We start from the raw sequence: 14,901 nt of genomic DNA, 5'->3' as shown, positions 1-14,901 counted from the left end.
CGCTTTGGGGTGTCGTCTAGTAACATGGGAACCATGGCCCGCTTGACGATTTTTCTGTTGTTGCTGCTCGGCCCGGCCCTAGCCCAGAACCTCATCACGCTGGCCCCCCCAGGGGCAGTGGCCGGCTTTTACCTGAACGACCTGCGCGGTAGCCGTTACCTGAACGGGCTGGCCTCGGACTGGAAGCAGAGTGGGATGGAAGCCCTGCTCAACCGTGAACTGCGGCGACAGGCCGGCTCCGAAGCGGCACTCCTGGGAATTGCCGCCGGGGGTCTAGCGGCCGCACTTTATACCGATGGCTTTTTTCTGATTGCCCGCCCCAGCAGCGAAGCCATGCAGGCCCTGCGCCGCGAGACCAAAGGCCTGCGGGCCCTGGGCGGCTGGCTGGTGGGGAGGGATCGCGAGATCGAGATGGGCTTCAGCCGCGAGCTGATCTTCATGGCCTCTCCCAAGTACGCCCGCCTGTTCCTGCAGAACCAGCGGGGTCTGCAAGCCCCGGTGCGGGGGGATCTCGTGCTGTGGGGCACCCTCCCACAAAACCTTGTTCGTGGCCTGGGTCTGCCCCCTCGAGCCCTGGGGGCCGTCCAAACCTTCCGTCGCTTTAGCTATGCCATCCAGCTCACAGCCGGCGGTTACACCGATGAGGCCCGCCTGGAGCTAAACCCCAGCGCCGATCCCGCCCTGGCCAAACTGTTGTTGCCCAAAACGCAGCCCTACAACGCAGCCGATCTGCCCAGGGGCCTCTCGGTCTCAACTGGGGTGTTTGACCTCAGCCAGCTGGGGGCCTACCTGCCCGGCTTGCTGCGCGAGTTTGACCTGCGCCTCAACCTCGACCTCAGGGCGTTTGGGGCCCGCTTCGCAACCGTAACGGTGCAAGGGCCGCCCCCCGCGCGGGATGGGCTGGGTGAGGGCCTGCTGGGTCATAGCCTGATCTACTGGGAGCTGCGCGATCCCCCCACCGCCGAGGCCAATCTGCTGGCGCTGCTGCAAAGCCTGGCAGCCTTCTCGAGCCCCGACGGCCAAGGCGGTTTCAAGGTGCTGGGCAACGAGGGCGACTTCAAAGCCGTGGAGGTGGGCCTGGGTGGGGTGCTGTACTACAAGCTAGATGCCAACCGGCTGATTCTAGCCACCAGCAAAAGCGCCCTGGCCGCCGTCAAAAACCCCACCTGGCGTACAGATCCGGGCTTCCAGCGTTTCCGCGTGCGCATACCCGCCAATGCGGTGGGCTACACCTTCACCAACCAGGGGGCCATCCTGCAGCAGCAGTTTGGGTCACTAGGCGAGCTGCTGCCGCTTACCATTGGTGCCCAGAACGACGCGCTCGAGCGCGAAATAGTTAGTTCCTTTACCAACTTCCTCGAGCGGTTAGGTCAGCGCTTTGGGCTGGGGCTTTCCTATGCGGTGGTCGAAGGCAACACCCTGGTGAACCGCGGCTTCTACGAGGTGCGTTGGTAAGCCAGCTTAGTCGACCAATTGTCCCCATCGCCCTATGCTGAGAGGGTGCAGGTTGTATTTGGATTGCCCTGGTTCTTGCTGTTGCTACCCCCAGCGCTGGGGCTGGTGTGGTTGTGGTACCGGCGCCGGCAGCCCCCGGTGCGCCAGGCCGCCGGGCTATGGCTCTGGCAAAAAGCCATCCGCAAAGGCCGGGCCCGCCGCCGCTTCGACCTGCGGCTCTTCATGCTCCTGTTGGCGACCCTGCTGGCTGGGCTTGCCCTGACCGCCCCCAGGGTCTTGCTGGATCGGCCGGGTGAGCTGGTGCTGGTGCTGGACGCCTCAGCCTCGATGGCGGCCACCGACGTAGCCCCCAGCCGCCTCGAGCGCGCGAAAGCCCTGGCCCGCGAACGCCTGGCGGCCTCACCGCGAGCGGTTCTGGTCGTGGCCGGCAGCCAGGTGCAGACTTTTGGCCCCGCCCCAGGGCGCAGCCTGCTAAACCAGCTGGCCAGCCTCCAGCCGACTGCAACCGGCACCGACCTGCCAGCGGCCATAGCCAGGGGCCGGGCCTGGCTGCCCAATGCCCCGGTGCTGACCATTACGGATCAAGCCCCCCCACCCCAGACCGACGGCTATCTAAACGTGGCCGGCCACGGCAGCAATGTGGGCATCACCGCCATAGGGCCCGGCTTTGTGGCGCTGGCCAATGCAGGGCCGGGGGTGTGGCGGGGCGAGGTGCTGGTAGATGGGCAGCGCTATGCCCTCGAGGTGCCAGCCAACGGTTACGCCAGCCTCGAGGTGCCCTCGAGCGCGCCCTCGGCGCGCATCATTGGAAGCGATGCCCTGGTTCTAGACAACGAGGCCAGTTTTTCCCGGCGGCTGGTACGGGTTGAGGTATCGGGCCGCTCACCCGCCCTCGAGCGCCTCCTGGCCCTGCTGGGCACCAGCCGGGGCAGCCCTGGCGAGGTCGTGTTCGAGATCGGCACACCCCGCCGTTCACCCAGCCGTTTCACGGTGTTTTTTGCTGAACAGGCCCGCGGACAGGCCCCGGTTTTCGATGTGGAGCGCACCCTCCCCTACCTGCGTGGGGTCGAGCTGGTGGGTTACAGCCTGCGCGTCCCACCCCGCCCAGAGGCCCCTGGCTGGCAGCCCCTGGCCTCCAGCGAGACCGGCCTGGCCCTGGCCTGGTACCACCCCAATGGGCTGTACTTGCCCCCCATCGAAAGCCTGCAAGACCTACCGGCCTTCCCGGTGCTGCTCTACAACCTGATCGCCCCCCGGGGCGAGCTCCGGCGGGGGCTCCTTAACCCCAACGAAACCCTGCTGCCCCGCCCCAGGCCCGACCGGCCCTTACCCCCTGCGCTCACGGCACACCTGGCCCCCTGGCTGGCCCTGCTGGCCGCGCTGGTGTTGGCAGCGGAGTTTTATCTTTTCCAGTACCGACAGCTGCGTGGGCAGTTGCAGGCCCCTGTAGCGCAGCACCCCTAAAGGAAAAACGCCCGCGCATTCGCACGGGCGGTGTTTGGTGGAGGCGGCGAGAGTCGAACTCGCGTCCAGAGACCCATCCAGCAGACATCTACGTGTGTAGTTGGTGTTTGCTTGTCGTTCAGGCTTGCGCCACCAACAGCGGGCCTGAACCAAGCCCCGTTAGGAATTCGCTCTTGGCTACGGAGCCTTGCCTCGAGCTAGCCGACTTTGGGTCGTTCATTCAGTACGCCATCGGCTGGGCTTCTGAAGAACGTCGCTGGCTTAAGCAGCGAGGGCGTAGCTGTTGCTACGGACGTTGCCAGTTATGGCTTTGCCCATTTTTACGAGGCCATGGGCTACCTCGACACGCCGTACTGCCTTCAAGCGCCCCTGTCGAAACCGGAACGCCCCCAGGCGAATGTAGATTGTAGCAGGTTTCTTGCTTTTTGCAAAGTACGGTAGGCTATAAGCCATGAGCAAGATCGACCCAACCCAGCTCGAGCGCGACTCGCTGGTCAAGACCCTGGGCATCCGCATCCTAGAGGCCACCCCCCAAAAAGTGGTGGCCGAGATGGAAGTAACCCCCAAGCTACACCAGCCCTTTGGCTACCTGCACGGCGGGGCCTCGGTGGCGCTGGCCGAGACGGTAGCCAGCATCGGCGCGTACCTGGCCGCCCCCGAGGGCCATACCAGCTTTGGCATGGAAATCAACGCCAACCACCTGCGCTCCATGCAGTCCGGCAAGGTCACAGCCACCGGTACACCCCTGCACAGCGGCCGCACCACAGCCGTTTGGAACGTGGAGATTCGTGATGAGCAAGGGCGTTTAGTCTGCATCTCCCGCTGCACCCTGGCCATCACCCCCATGCGTGCGAGTTGACAAACCCCAGGCCGGGCCAATATGCTCACTGGCATATGCAGACCTCGAGGGGTTTCGCAAGCCAAAATACCCACTTTTACGGGTATTTTTATTGGCCTGTGGTCCCCGTGAGGCCTGTGTAGGCGTTTGTCGCACCAATGCTTCCGGGGATCTCCAAAATCCCCGGAAGTTTTTTGTGTGCAAGGAGGTCAGGCAATGCTAATCATCTTGAAACGCGGTTCGGGGCCTCAAGAAGTGGAGTCGGTGGTGGCCGAGGTGCGCCGGGTTGGTTACCGGGCCCACGTCTCCGAGGGAGAGCACACCACACTGATCGGAGCTATCGGGAAGGGGCCAACTCCAGAGCTGATCGAGCATTTCCGCGCACTATCTGCCGTGCAAGACGTTATCCCCATCTCCAAACCCTACAAGCTGGCCTCGCTGGAAATCTCCCCCAAACCCACCGTTTTGCGCTGGGATACCGGGGCCACCGGCGGCGGCGAGGTGATGATTGCCGCAGGGCCTTGCGGGGTGGAGAGCCTCGAGCAGACCCTGACCGCTGCCCACTATGTGAAGAAGCACGGGGCCCAGATGCTTCGGGGCGGGGCCTTCAAACCCCGCACCTCACCCTACAGCTTCCAGGGTATGGGCCAGGAAGGGCTGGAAATTCTGGCCGAGGCCCGGCGGCAGACCGGCCTTCCCGTGGTAACCGAGGTGGTTTCACCCGAGCAGGTCGACCTGGTGGCCGCCTACGCCGATGTGCTGCAAATTGGCGCGCGCAACGCACAAAACTTTGCCCTTTTGCAGGCCGCCGGGCAGTCCGGACGGGCGGTTTTACTCAAGCGGGGTATGAGCATGACCCTGGAGGAGCTGCTGATGTCGGCCGAGTACATACTGGCCCAAGGCAATATGCGGGTGATTCTGGTGGAGCGCGGCATACGCACCTTCGAGAAATCTACCCGCTTCACCCTGGATGTCTCGGCCGTACCGGTGCTGAAAAGCCTGACCCACCTGCCGGTCTGGATCGACCCCTCGCACGCTGCCGGCAAGCGCGACTGGGTGACCGCCCTGGCGCTGGCAGGCCTGGCCGCCGGGGCCGACGGTCTCATTGTGGAAACCCACCCCGACCCCGAAAAGGCCCAGTCCGATGCGGCCCAGCAGCTCAACGAAGCCCAGTTTGCCGATATGATGAGCCGGGTAAAGGCCCTTTTGCCCGCCCTGGGACGCCGGCTAACCCGCGCCCTCGAGCCCGCCTGAGTCCGTCGCTTTATGATGAAGCCTTTGTTTGGCAAAGTCGGCATTTTCGGTATTGGTCTTTTGGGGGGCAGTGTGGCCCTGGGGCTGCGCGAACGCTTTTTAGCCGAGGAAATTCACGCCTATGACCCCGACCCTGCGGCCCTCGAGGACGCCCTGGCCCTGCAGGTGGTGGACAGGGTACACGCCTCGCTGGGCGGCTGGGTGGGCGAGCTCGAGCTCGGGGTGCTGGCCGCCCCGGTAGGGGTGCTGGTCAGCGAGGGCCAGAAGCTGGCGCAGCTGGCCAGCCCACACACCGTTTGGTTCGATGTGGGTAGCGTTAAGCAGCCGGTGGTGGAGGCGCTGACCGGGGTTCTGCCCAACTTTGTGGGCTCCCACCCCATGGCCGGCAGCGAGAAGGCCGGGGTCGAGGCCGCCCATGCCGGCTTGCTGCAAAACGCTGTCTGGGTCATTACCCCAACCACCGGCACAGCCCCCGGCGCCCTCGAGGTCGTGCGCAGCCTGGTGCAGAACCTGGGGGCCTATCCTTTGGAGATGGCCCCCGCGCTGCACGACCGGCTGGTGGCCCGCATCTCGCACCTGCCCTACCTGCTGGCAGTGGGGCTGAACCGGCTGGTGGCCCAGGATCCCCACCAGGATCTCTTGATGTTCCTGGCCGCGGGGGGCTTCCGCGACCTGACCCGGGTGGCCTCGGGCTCGCCCCGCATGAGCCGGGACATGGTGGTGGCCAACAAAGAGGCCCTGCGCGAGGCCATCGAGGATCTGCGGGCGGTGATGCTGGAGCTGGAAAACCTGCTCGAGCAGCCCGAGGGCCTGCTCGAGGCAGCCCTGGAGGCCAAGCGCACCCGCGACTCGCTGCCCATCGTCAAGCGCAGCCTGCTGCCGGTAATGAACGAACTGGTGGTACAGGTGCCCGACAAGCCGGGCCAGATTGCCACCGTGTCCACCGCCCTGGGTAACGCCGGGATCAACATCAAAAACTTCGAGGTGCTGGCCATCCGCGATGAAGGGGGAGCCATCCGTATGGGCTTTGCCACCCCCGAAGAACGCGAGCAGGCCCGCCGGATTCTGGAGGGCATCGGCTATAAGGTGCGCTGAATTTGCCGCAGCCTGTGGTTGGTGTCCCAGTACATCCAAGCTATCAGCAAAAAAACCGCCGCCAAAAACAGCCATATCTCCCAGCCCAGGCCTTTAGCTGCGCCCAGCGCAACCAGATAAGTCTTCCACTGAAGGTAGCCAAATAAGGCGCACACCAAGCCCATCAAAAGAGCCAGATGGAAGTCCAGCCCACGCACCACCTTATTTCGCTGTTCTTCTGGGAGCGACAAAAACAGCTCTTTTTGCGGCAGGTTCAAAATGGCTGGATAGCGAAAGGCCAGCCGCGTAAGGCCAAACACCAACAAGGCCAGGCCCGTGGCCACCGCCGGAAGCCACCAGAACTCCTCACGGCTGGCCCAACGGGTTACACCACCGTCGAAGCCGAAATGCCCTGGGATGCGCTGCGGCAGGCCAGCATACAGGGCCGCTGAAAACCACCACAGCCCCGCGAGCAGAACCCCTGCCCCGATCCATCCCGCACTGCTTTGCATAGGTTTAATGCTAGCGCTCGAGCGGAACAAGATCATGAATCACCAGCTCGGCGGGGCAGGCCACCCGCAAGGGGGCGGTGGAGACCCCCAGGCCCCTCGAGATGAACGCAGGCACCGGGTCTTCTACCCAGCCCCCGGCGAACTTCTGCCCGTACAGCGAGGAGGTAAAGACCGGGCCATACCAGGGCAGCACGATCTGCCCCCCGTGGGTGTGGCCGCACAGCGTGAGGTCAACCGACCTGGGCACCTGGTACAGATAGTCCGGGTTGTGGCAGAGGAGCAGGCAGGCCCCAGGGCTGGAGTAACCCGCCAGCGCCTGCTCGATATTGGGCTCGCCGTGCCACAGGTCTTCTACGCCCGCCAGGAAGAGGTCGTCCCGTAGCTGGACACCGGCGTTGTGCAAAAAACCAATGCCCAGCGCCCGCAGACGCTCTTCCAGTTGTACCGGAGACAGCATAGGCACCCGTGGGGGGTTGACCTTTGATCGGCCGTCGAGCGGTGTGGGGTACCTGGGCTGGTAGCCATTAAAGCGGTAGTCGTGGTTGCCCCAGACCGCCCAGGTGCCCAGGGGGGCCTTGAGCTTTTGCAACTCGGTTAGGGTGGGCAGCACCTGATGGCTCCGCTCCGAGTCGGTCAGATCGCCCGTAATCACAATGAGGTCGGGCTGCTGGGCCAAAGTGGCTTCCACCCAGCGCCGGACTGAACCCTGGCGTATAAAAAAGCCGATATGCAGATCGGAGAGGTGGGCCACCCGCACAGGCACCTGCAAGCCCCGTAAGGGCCGGCGGTGGTGTTGAATCACAAAGCTATACCCGAAGATCACCCCGCTATCCTAACCTAAAGCATTTTTGGCGCACGAGGCAAAAACCACCCGAGGAGCGGCCCCTGTGTGAAACCACGCTACTGTGCAGCTATCCCTTATTTTTCTTTCTCTCTTCGCGCTCGAGCCTTCTGCGTTCGGCGCGGCTCAGGCCGGAGTAGGCCGAGGCGGCTTTTTGCTGGCGGCGCACGGTGAAGGGGTCGCGGCTGGGCTGGGGGGCGGCGGAGCTGCTATACTCGACCCCCTCGGCCAAAGGCGCTGGGGCAGGCTGTTGGTTCACCTCCACCTGTAAGCGGAAGAGGAATTTGGTCACCTCGCTCTTGATGCTGGCGATCATCTCGTTGAAGAAGCGGGTACCCTCGAGCTTGTACTCCTGGAAGGGGTCGCGCTGGCCGTAGCCGCGCAGGAAGATGCCCTGCTTGAGCACGTCCATGCTGTGCAGGTGCTCCTTCCAGGCGTTGTCCACCACCTGCAGGGTCACAAAGCGCTCCACCGCCCGCATCAGGCCCGGGCCCTGGCGGTTGAGTTCGGCCTCGCGGGCCTCGTAGGCGGTGCGGGCCACCTCAATCAGGCGCTCGACACCCTCCTCGGCCTTGAGCTTGCGCAGCGCCTCAAAGTCGAAGTCCTGGAGGGCCGGGATGTAGTCCACCATGCTTGCGCGCAGCCCTTCGATATCCCAGTCGTCGGGGTGCTGCTGGGGGTTGAGATAGTTGGAGGCCACCGCATCCACGGTGTCCTCGATCATGGCCAAAGCACCCTCGCGCACCACCTCGTCGCTGCCCAGGAGCACGTTGCGGCGCTGGGCGTAGACCACCTCGCGCTGGCGGGCCATCACCTCGTCGAGGCGCAACAGCTGCTTGCGGATATCGAAGTTGCGGTCTTCCACCCGCTTCTGGGCCCGCTCGATGGAGCGGGTGACCATCTGGTTCTCGATGGGCTCGGAGTCGTCGAAGCCCATCCGGTCGAGCATGGCGATGATGCGCTCGGAGGCGAACAGGCGCATCAGGTCGTCGTCGAAGGAGACGTAAAAGCGGCTGCTGCCGGGGTCGCCCTGGCGGCCCGAACGGCCGCGCAACTGGTTATCGATGCGGCGCGACTCGTGGCGCTCGGTGCCGATGATGTGCAGCCCCCCCAGCTCCTTGACCCGCACCTCGTCGGCGGCGCAGGTATCGCGCAGGCGGCGGATCTCGTCGATGACCGATTGCTTCACCCCGATCTCGGCGGCCAGCCTGAGGGCCTCTTCTTCGGCGCCCTGCACCAGCTTCTTGATGAAAAGCTCCACGCGCCACTCCGCGCGAGGCTCGAAGCCCTCCTTGCGCAAGAGGTCGGCGGCCAGGTACTCGGCGTTGCCCCCCAGCTTGATGTCGGTGCCGCGCCCGGCCATGTTGGTGGAGATGGTGATGGTCTTGCTGCGGCCGGCCTGGGCCACGATCTCGGACTCTTTTTCGTGGTATTTGGCGTTCAGCACCTGGTGGGGGATGCCCTTGCGGATGAGCTCGAGGGTGTGCACGGCCTTTTTCAGGTACTCCCAGGCGGTGCGGATATTGCCCTTGGGAGGGATGGTGGATTCGTGCTGCTCGAGTTCAGCATCCCGCAGCGAAGCAGGCCGCTCGAGGGCCTTCTTCAGGCGATCCCACTCGGGGCCGCTCTGCTTCTCGATAGCCTTGGCCAGGGCCTGGGCGCGGGCCTCGAGGCGGGGCAGGTAGTGGCGGGGGTCTTTGAGCATGGCCGAAAGCCGCTCGGACTTCTCCACCGAGATGGTGCCCACCAGCACCGGCTGGCCCTTCTCATATTTTTCGGCAATTTCTTCGACCACCGCGAAAAACTTGCCCTTCTCCGAGCGGTAGACCACATCGGGGTAGTCCTGGCGGATCACCGGGCGGTTGGTGGGAATGCTCACCACATCCATGCCGTAGATTTCCTGGAACTCTTTCTCTTCGGTCTTGGCGGTGCCGGTCATGCCGGCGGTCTTCTCGAAGAGGCGGAAGAAGTTCTGGTAGGTCACGGTGGCCAGGGTCTGGTTCTCGCGCTCGATTTTTACGCCCTCTTTGGCCTCGATGGCCTGGTGCAGCCCCTCGCCAAAGCGGCGGCCCGGCTGCAGACGGCCCGTAAACTCATCCACGATGATAACCTGGCCGTCCTGGACGATGTATTCGCGGTCTTTGTGGTAGAGCTCCTTGGCCCGGATGGCCTGGGTCAGCATGTGGGCCAGCTCCATGTGCTCGGTGTTGAAAAGCCCCTCCACCCCCAGGAGCTTCTCGGCCTTGGCGATGCCCTGCAGGGTGAGGTGCACCGCTTTCTGCTTCTCTTCGATGGTGTAGTCGCCGGTGGGTTCGCCCTTGGTGCCCACCGGCGGTTTCTCGCCGCGCTCGAGCTTCTTGGCGATCTCGGCCATGCGGTAGTAAATGTCGGTGGCCTTCTCGGCGGGGCCGCTGATGATCAGGGGGGTGCGGGCCTCGTCGATCAGGATGGAGTCCACCTCGTCGATGATGGCGTAGTGCAGGGGGGTGTCGTGCCGCAGCACCAGTTGCTCGGGGGCCACCGCCATGTTGTCACGCAGGTAGTCGAAGCCCAGCTCGCTGTTGGTCACGTAGGTCACATCGCAAAGGTAGGCCTTGCGGCGCTCCTCGGGGCTGGAGTGGTTCTGCACCACCCCCACCGAGAGGCCCAGCCCCTTGTAGATGGGCCCCATCCACTCGGCGTCGCGCCGGGCCAGGTAGTCGTTGACCGTAACCAGGTGCACCCCTTTGCCCGCGATGGCGTTGAGCGCAACGGCCAGGGTGGCGACCAGGGTTTTGCCCTCCCCGGTTTTCATCTCGGCGATCTTGCCCTCATGCAGCACCGCCCCCCCGATAAGCTGCACGTCGTAGTGGCGCAGACCCAAAAAGCGCTTGGAGGCCTCGCGGGTCAGGGCAAAGGCCCTGGGCAGCAGTTCGTCGAGGCTCGCGCCCTGGGCGTGCTGTTCGCGCAGCTTGGCGTACTCGGCGGCGAGGTTTTCGATTTTTGAGACCTCGTCCTCGAGGGCATTGACAGGGGCCACCACCTCTTTCCAGTAGCGGGCCACCTTGCGTTCGTTGTTATCCAACAGCTTATTAATCCAGGCCAACATAACCAAATGCGATTGTACCCTGTCCGGATGAGAATAGCGCGGTGGCATATACACTAGGAGGTATGCGCACCCTGTTGTGGGTTTTGCTGCTCGGCAGCCCGGCGCTGGCCCAGCTCTGCGACCAGCCCTTCGCCCCCGCCCGGCCTGGCTGGGAATGGCAGTACCGGGTGACGGGAGAACGCTCCGGCGCCTACTCGATTCGTAAAACCAACATTACCGAGAACAGCTTTGTGCAGGTACGCCAGAGCGCCAGCGGTAAGGAAGAGACCACCTACCGCTGTACCCCCGAGGGCATCGCCCCGGTGGACTTCGGCACCCAGGGGGGTGGCCGGGTGGAGGGTGGGGCCCAGCCGCTGAGCTACGACCTGAAGGTGGTCAAGGTAACGGGCGTGGCCGTCCCAGACTACGACCGCTGGGCTGTGGGCGGTAGCTGGAAGCTGGTGCTGGAGGTGCAGGGCACCGGACAGCAGGGGCCATTGCGCTTCAACATCAGCGGAACCCTCGAGACCACCTACCGGGTGGTGGCGCAGGAGACCGTTACCACCCCAGCGGGCCGTTTTGTGGCCTACAAGCTGCAAACCACCTTTGCCACCCGCCTCCGCGCCAACGCCGGCCCCCTGAGCATCCCCTTCAACTTTGAAAGCCAGGGTACGAGCTGGTACGCCGAAAACGTGGGCCTGGTGAAGAGCATCCAGAAAACCCGCGACGGGGAAAACGTAACCGAGCTGGTGGCTTTGCGCAAGGACGGTTAGCCAGCGTCCAGGGGCAGGTAGGCCGCCGCCGGAAGGGCCATGGGGTTGTGCAGGTTGCGCGTGTGGGTGCGCCAGGCCGCCAGGGCGATCATGGCCCCGTTGTCGGTGGCGAGGCCCCTGGGGGGGAACATAAGCCGAAGGCCCGCCGCCTGTAACTGGGCTTTTAGCGGGGTGTTCTGCGCCACCCCGCCGGTCACCAGCACCGTCGAGAGGCCGGTGTGCCGGGCGGCGCGGGTCACCACCTGCACGATGTGCCCCACTGCCACCTGCTGAAACCGGGCGGCGATATCGGCGGGCGCGTAGCCTTTCTCCAGGGCCCGGGCCACCGCCGTTTTGAGGCCCGAGAAGCTGAAAGCAAACCCTTCCTGGCCCTGGAGCGGCGCTGCCAGCGGCACCTTGCCGGGATCGCCCTGCCCGGCCAGTCGCTCGATCTCCGGCCCGCCCGGATAGCCCAGGCCCAAAAGCCGCGCGGCCTTGTCGAAAGCCTCACCGGCGGCGTCGTCCAGGGTGGCCCCCAGGAGCCTGTAGGTGCCCCAGGCGGGCACCTCGAACAGGTGGGTGTGGCCGCCGGAGGCGATCAGGGCCAGGAACGGCGGTTCGACCTCGGGGTGTTCGGCCAGCGCGGCGTAGATGTGGCCCTCGAGGTGGTGCACCGGCACAAAGGGCCTGCCCAGGGCAAAAGCCAGCCCCTTGCCGTAGGTGTAGCCCACCAGCAAGGCCCCGATCAGGCCGGGCCCACGGGTGGCTGCGATCAGGTCGAGATCGGCGGCCTTCAGACCGGCCTCGTCCAGGGCTTGCTGCACCAGGCCGTCGATCAGCTGGATGTGTTCCCTCGAGGCCAGCTCGGGCACCACCCCCCCGTAGCGCTGGTGCAAGAGGGTTTGGGAGGCCACCCGGTTGACCACCACCGCCCCATCGCGCACCAGGCCCACCCCGGTATCGTCGCAGGAGGTGTCTATGCCCAGAATCCACACAGCCCGATTTTCTCTTGCACTACCCGCCGGGGTCAAGAATAATCTCCGCTATGGAAAACCCCATCATGGTCTTCAAGGTGACGCTGAAGGACGTCTTCAAACGGGCCGAGGGTAAACCACACCGGCTCATCGCCATCAAGTCCGACGATACCCTCTACGACCTGGCCGAGGCCATTGTAAAAAGCTTTGACTTTTACTTCGATCATGCCTTTGGCTTCTACGACAACCTCAGGAACCCCTTCCGCTCCAAGGTGCAGTACGAGCTGTTTGCCGACGAGGAAGACGAAGAGATCGGGATGGGCGAGGCCGAGAAAGCCTACCGCCAAGCCCTTGAAGAAGCCCGGGATGAGATCATAGAGCAAATGTACAGGGTTACCCTTCAGGCGATGAAGGACACCCTTCTGCCCCGCATCCCCCCGCATCTGCACAAAGAGGTCGAGCGCATGATCGAGGAGGAGGTGGAGGATATCAAGGCCCGCACCCAGGCCGATAGGGAACTGCTCAAGATGTTCGGGCTGGACTCGGGCGGGCCGCTGCCGTTCCTGCAGGACGAGGAGCCCCGGCCCCGCAGCGTGAAAAACACCCGTATATCCGAGGCTTTTACCAAACTCAAGCAGAAAATGCTGTTTGTCTTCGACTATGGCGATGACTGGCGCTTTGAGGTGCAGCTGGTGCGTACAGAACCGCGCCAGAAGGGGGTTAGATACCCGAAGGTGCTGGAGCGGGTGGGCGAGTCCCCCAAGCAGTACCCCGATTATGAAGATGAGGACGAAGATGAGTTCTAACCGGTAGGAAGCAGGGTATATTTGGCTTGTGAAAGCTACCTTAGAAGCCCTGGAAGCCTCCCTTAGGGCGGTTCTGTTTGGGCAGGAGCAGGTCATCCGCGAGCTGCTGGCCACCGCCGTAGCGGGCGGGCACGCCCTGCTGGAGGGGCTGCCGGGGCTGGGCAAAACCCTGCTGGCCAGGGCCTTTGCCGAGGCCAGCGGGCTTTCCTACCGGAGAATTCAGTTCACCCCCGACCTGCTTCCGGCGGATGTGACCGGAACCGAGATCCTGGAGGATGGGCGGTTTGTTTTTCGCCCGGGGCCTATCTTCGCCCAGGTGGTGCTGGCCGACGAGATCAACCGCGCCACCCCCAAGACCCAGTCGGCGCTGCTGGAGGCCATGCAGGAACGGGGGGTCACGGTGGGGGGAACCCGCTACGCCCTGCCCGAGCCCTTTCTGGTGCTGGCCACGCAGAACCCTTTGGAGCTCGAGGGCACCTACCCCCTGCCCGAGGCCCAGCTCGACCGCTTTATGTCCAAGATTGCCGTCCAGGCACCCCCCCGGGCCACCTGGATGCGGATTCTTTCGGAAGAGCCCGCCGCCCCCCAGCCCGTAGAGGGGCTGGATTTGCTCGAGGCCCGTCGCCAGTCCCAGCAGGTGGTGGTGAGCCAGCCCGCCCTCGAGGCCATCGCCAACACCGCCCAGCTGGCCAGCGAGGAAAAGCACCTGCGCATGGGCCTCTCACCCCGCGGGGCCAAGGCCTGGCTCAACCTGGCCAAAGCCCTGGCCTACCTCTCGGGCCGGGCCCACCTCGACTGGGACGACCTGCGCAGCGCGGCCAGGCCGGCCCTCTCGCACCGGCTGCTCCTGACCGAGGAGGCCCAGTTCGAGGGCCTGCGGATAGAACAGATTATCCAGGACCTGCTGCGCCGCACGATGCCGAAGTAGGGCCCAGGCGCTCCAGGAGTTTCTTGGGCATCTTGCAGACCATGGTGTAGGCCGGGTCGAAGATGTTGCCCAGATCGTAGCGGACACACTGCCCCATCAGCTGTGAGGCGCTCTGGATGTCCAGGCCGTAGGATTCGGTTAGCCAGCGTAGCATCTCGCTGGTAGCGTGCTGGACGCACTGGTCGAGGGGCCGGGCGTTGCCCACGGTAAAGATGTACTCCGCGTCCTCGCCCCGGGGCCAGCGGATGGTTTGGCCCTTGATGAGGTCGACGGAAAACTGCACGTCCATGGAAATTTCAATGCCAGTCCCGGCGATTTCGCCATCCCCTTGCAAAGCGTGCCCATCGCCCAGGAAGAACAAAGCCCCCTCCACCCCTACCGGAAAATAGACCGTGACCCCCTCTTTGAAGCCCCGGTAGTCCATATTGCCCCCGTGCGGCCCCGAAGTGGCGGTGGAGATGGCCTCGCCCCGGCTGGGGGCCACCCCAAAGCAGCCCAGCATGGGCTCGAGGGGCAGCTCGAGCCCCTCCAGGCCCCTCAGAGGCGAGGCCAGCCGGGCGGTCTGCTTTTCCAGGTCTACCTCCCAGTCCAGCCAGCGCTGAGAACCCTGGGCCTGGGCCAGGCGGGGCACGTCCTCGGGGTCCACCACGTTGGCGGCCAGCACCACCCCCGACCACCCCTGGCGGCGGTTGGGCCTGAGCTTCTCCAGCCGAACCACCAGGGTATCGCCCACCTCGGCGCCCTCGATGTAAAAAGGCCCGGTCATGGGGTTCCCCCGGGGGGTGACCGGCCGTAAATCCCGATCCTGGCCGGCCGCATCCACGCAGGTGGTTTGCACCGTATCGCCCGGCGCAATGCGCAAGACCGGCGGGTGGGTGCCCAGGGTGTGGTGGTAGTGGGTGGGTTCGAAGGTGTGGGTTGGCATAGCCCCCCCAG

The 14,901-nt window shown here is 64.6% G+C and carries 13 protein-coding genes and 1 other RNA gene; 8 read left to right on the top strand and 6 right to left on the bottom strand.

The features are described from left to right. The first annotated feature begins 33 nt into the window (after nucleotides 1–33). Both MTAI_RS04510 and MTAI_RS04505 read left to right on the top strand, forming a co-directional pair. Nucleotides 34–1,455, top strand: coding sequence for a hypothetical protein (locus tag MTAI_RS04510; RefSeq protein ID WP_223299789.1), 1,422 nt, complete (start codon nucleotides 34–36; stop codon nucleotides 1,453–1,455). Between the two features lie 45 nt (nucleotides 1,456–1,500). Further along, on the top strand, nucleotides 1,501–2,919 hold the full coding sequence (locus MTAI_RS04505; protein WP_027887172.1) for a vWA domain-containing protein: 1,419 nt from the start codon (nucleotides 1,501–1,503) through the stop codon (nucleotides 2,917–2,919). Between the two features lie 35 nt (nucleotides 2,920–2,954). Here MTAI_RS04505 and ssrA read toward each other — a convergent pair. After that, nucleotides 2,955–3,310, bottom strand: a transfer-messenger RNA (tmRNA) gene (gene ssrA / locus MTAI_RS04500). A 60-nt stretch (nucleotides 3,311–3,370) separates the two neighbouring features. Between ssrA and MTAI_RS04495 the strand changes: the two genes are divergently transcribed. The 3 genes from MTAI_RS04495 (at nucleotide 3,371) to MTAI_RS04485 (ending at nucleotide 6,106) form a co-directional block, all read left to right on the top strand. Continuing rightward, on the top strand, nucleotides 3,371–3,778 hold the full coding sequence (locus tag MTAI_RS04495; protein ID WP_027887171.1) for a hotdog fold thioesterase: 408 nt from the start codon (nucleotides 3,371–3,373) through the stop codon (nucleotides 3,776–3,778). A 195-nt stretch (nucleotides 3,779–3,973) separates the two neighbouring features. Then, nucleotides 3,974–5,011 (top strand): 3-deoxy-7-phosphoheptulonate synthase, encoded by a 1,038-nt coding sequence (gene aroF, locus MTAI_RS04490; RefSeq protein ID WP_027887170.1) that lies wholly within the window; start codon nucleotides 3,974–3,976, stop codon nucleotides 5,009–5,011. Between the two features lie 15 nt (nucleotides 5,012–5,026). After that, nucleotides 5,027–6,106: a prephenate dehydrogenase/arogenate dehydrogenase family protein gene (locus tag MTAI_RS04485; RefSeq protein ID WP_027887169.1), complete on the top strand. Its 1,080-nt coding sequence runs from the start codon at nucleotides 5,027–5,029 to the stop codon at nucleotides 6,104–6,106. On the opposite strand, the gene MTAI_RS04480 is transcribed toward MTAI_RS04485, so the two are convergent. The 3 genes from MTAI_RS04480 to secA form a co-directional block, all read right to left on the bottom strand. Beyond that, nucleotides 6,091–6,597 (bottom strand): DUF1648 domain-containing protein, encoded by a 507-nt coding sequence (locus MTAI_RS04480; RefSeq protein ID WP_027887168.1) that lies wholly within the window; start codon nucleotides 6,595–6,597, stop codon nucleotides 6,091–6,093. The genes MTAI_RS04485 and MTAI_RS04480 overlap by 16 nt on opposite strands. Before the next feature lie 10 nt (nucleotides 6,598–6,607). Then, the gene (locus MTAI_RS04475) at nucleotides 6,608–7,420 is read right to left on the bottom strand and encodes a metallophosphoesterase (RefSeq protein ID WP_027887167.1); all 813 of its coding nucleotides are present in this window, start codon (nucleotides 7,418–7,420) and stop codon (nucleotides 6,608–6,610) included. An 88-nt stretch (nucleotides 7,421–7,508) separates the two neighbouring features. Further along, the gene (gene secA, locus MTAI_RS04470; protein ID WP_027887166.1) at nucleotides 7,509–10,526 is read right to left on the bottom strand and encodes a preprotein translocase subunit SecA; all 3,018 of its coding nucleotides are present in this window, start codon (nucleotides 10,524–10,526) and stop codon (nucleotides 7,509–7,511) included. Between the two features lie 62 nt (nucleotides 10,527–10,588). Here secA and MTAI_RS04465 point away from each other — a divergent pair, with 62 nt between their 5' ends. Then, nucleotides 10,589–11,278: a TapB family protein gene (locus MTAI_RS04465; protein WP_027887165.1), complete on the top strand. Its 690-nt coding sequence runs from the start codon at nucleotides 10,589–10,591 to the stop codon at nucleotides 11,276–11,278. Here the strand turns inward: MTAI_RS04465 and tsaD are convergent. Then, entirely contained in the window at nucleotides 11,275–12,252 is a 978-nt protein-coding gene (gene tsaD, locus MTAI_RS04460) for a tRNA (adenosine(37)-N6)-threonylcarbamoyltransferase complex transferase subunit TsaD (protein WP_027887164.1), read from the bottom strand. The two genes, MTAI_RS04465 and tsaD, sit on opposite strands and share 4 nt — an antisense overlap. A 50-nt stretch (nucleotides 12,253–12,302) precedes the next feature. Here tsaD and MTAI_RS04455 point away from each other — a divergent pair, with 50 nt between their 5' ends. Together MTAI_RS04455 and MTAI_RS04450 are read left to right on the top strand one after the other, a co-directional pair. Then, nucleotides 12,303–13,037: an IS1096 element passenger TnpR family protein gene (locus tag MTAI_RS04455; protein ID WP_051349801.1), complete on the top strand. Its 735-nt coding sequence runs from the start codon at nucleotides 12,303–12,305 to the stop codon at nucleotides 13,035–13,037. Nucleotides 13,038–13,065: 28 nt separating this feature from the next. Further along, entirely contained in the window at nucleotides 13,066–13,965 is a 900-nt protein-coding gene (locus MTAI_RS04450; protein ID WP_043982085.1) for an AAA family ATPase, read from the top strand. Here MTAI_RS04450 and MTAI_RS04445 read toward each other — a convergent pair. Then, the gene (locus MTAI_RS04445; protein ID WP_027887162.1) at nucleotides 13,928–14,890 is read right to left on the bottom strand and encodes an acetamidase/formamidase family protein; all 963 of its coding nucleotides are present in this window, start codon (nucleotides 14,888–14,890) and stop codon (nucleotides 13,928–13,930) included. The genes MTAI_RS04450 and MTAI_RS04445 overlap by 38 nt on opposite strands. Nucleotides 14,891–14,901: the final 11 nt, after the last annotated feature.

The organism is Meiothermus taiwanensis WR-220, assembly GCF_003568585.1.
Classification (GTDB): domain Bacteria; phylum Deinococcota; class Deinococci; order Deinococcales; family Thermaceae; genus Meiothermus; species Meiothermus taiwanensis.
This window is presented reverse-complemented; position numbering and strand designations above follow the sequence as displayed.

Excerpts from the sequence above, each read along its gene's own strand:
- MTAI_RS04485 (WP_027887169.1), top strand. The coding sequence starts at position 5,027 with ATGAAGCCTTTGTTTGGCAAAGTCGGCATTTTCGGTATTGGTCTTTTG.
- MTAI_RS04465 (WP_027887165.1), top strand. The coding sequence starts at position 10,589 with ATGCGCACCCTGTTGTGGGTTTTGCTGCTCGGCAGCCCGGCGCTGGCC.
- aroF (WP_027887170.1), top strand. The coding sequence starts at position 3,974 with ATGCTAATCATCTTGAAACGCGGTTCGGGGCCTCAAGAAGTGGAGTCG.
- MTAI_RS04445 (WP_027887162.1), bottom strand. The coding sequence starts at position 14,890 with ATGCCAACCCACACCTTCGAACCCACCCACTACCACCACACCCTGGGC.
- MTAI_RS04510 (WP_223299789.1), top strand. The coding sequence starts at position 34 with ATGGCCCGCTTGACGATTTTTCTGTTGTTGCTGCTCGGCCCGGCCCTA.
- MTAI_RS04495 (WP_027887171.1), top strand. The coding sequence starts at position 3,371 with ATGAGCAAGATCGACCCAACCCAGCTCGAGCGCGACTCGCTGGTCAAG.
- MTAI_RS04480 (WP_027887168.1), bottom strand. The coding sequence starts at position 6,597 with ATGCAAAGCAGTGCGGGATGGATCGGGGCAGGGGTTCTGCTCGCGGGG.
- MTAI_RS04455 (WP_051349801.1), top strand. The coding sequence starts at position 12,303 with ATGGAAAACCCCATCATGGTCTTCAAGGTGACGCTGAAGGACGTCTTC.
- secA (WP_027887166.1), bottom strand. The coding sequence starts at position 10,526 with ATGTTGGCCTGGATTAATAAGCTGTTGGATAACAACGAACGCAAGGTG.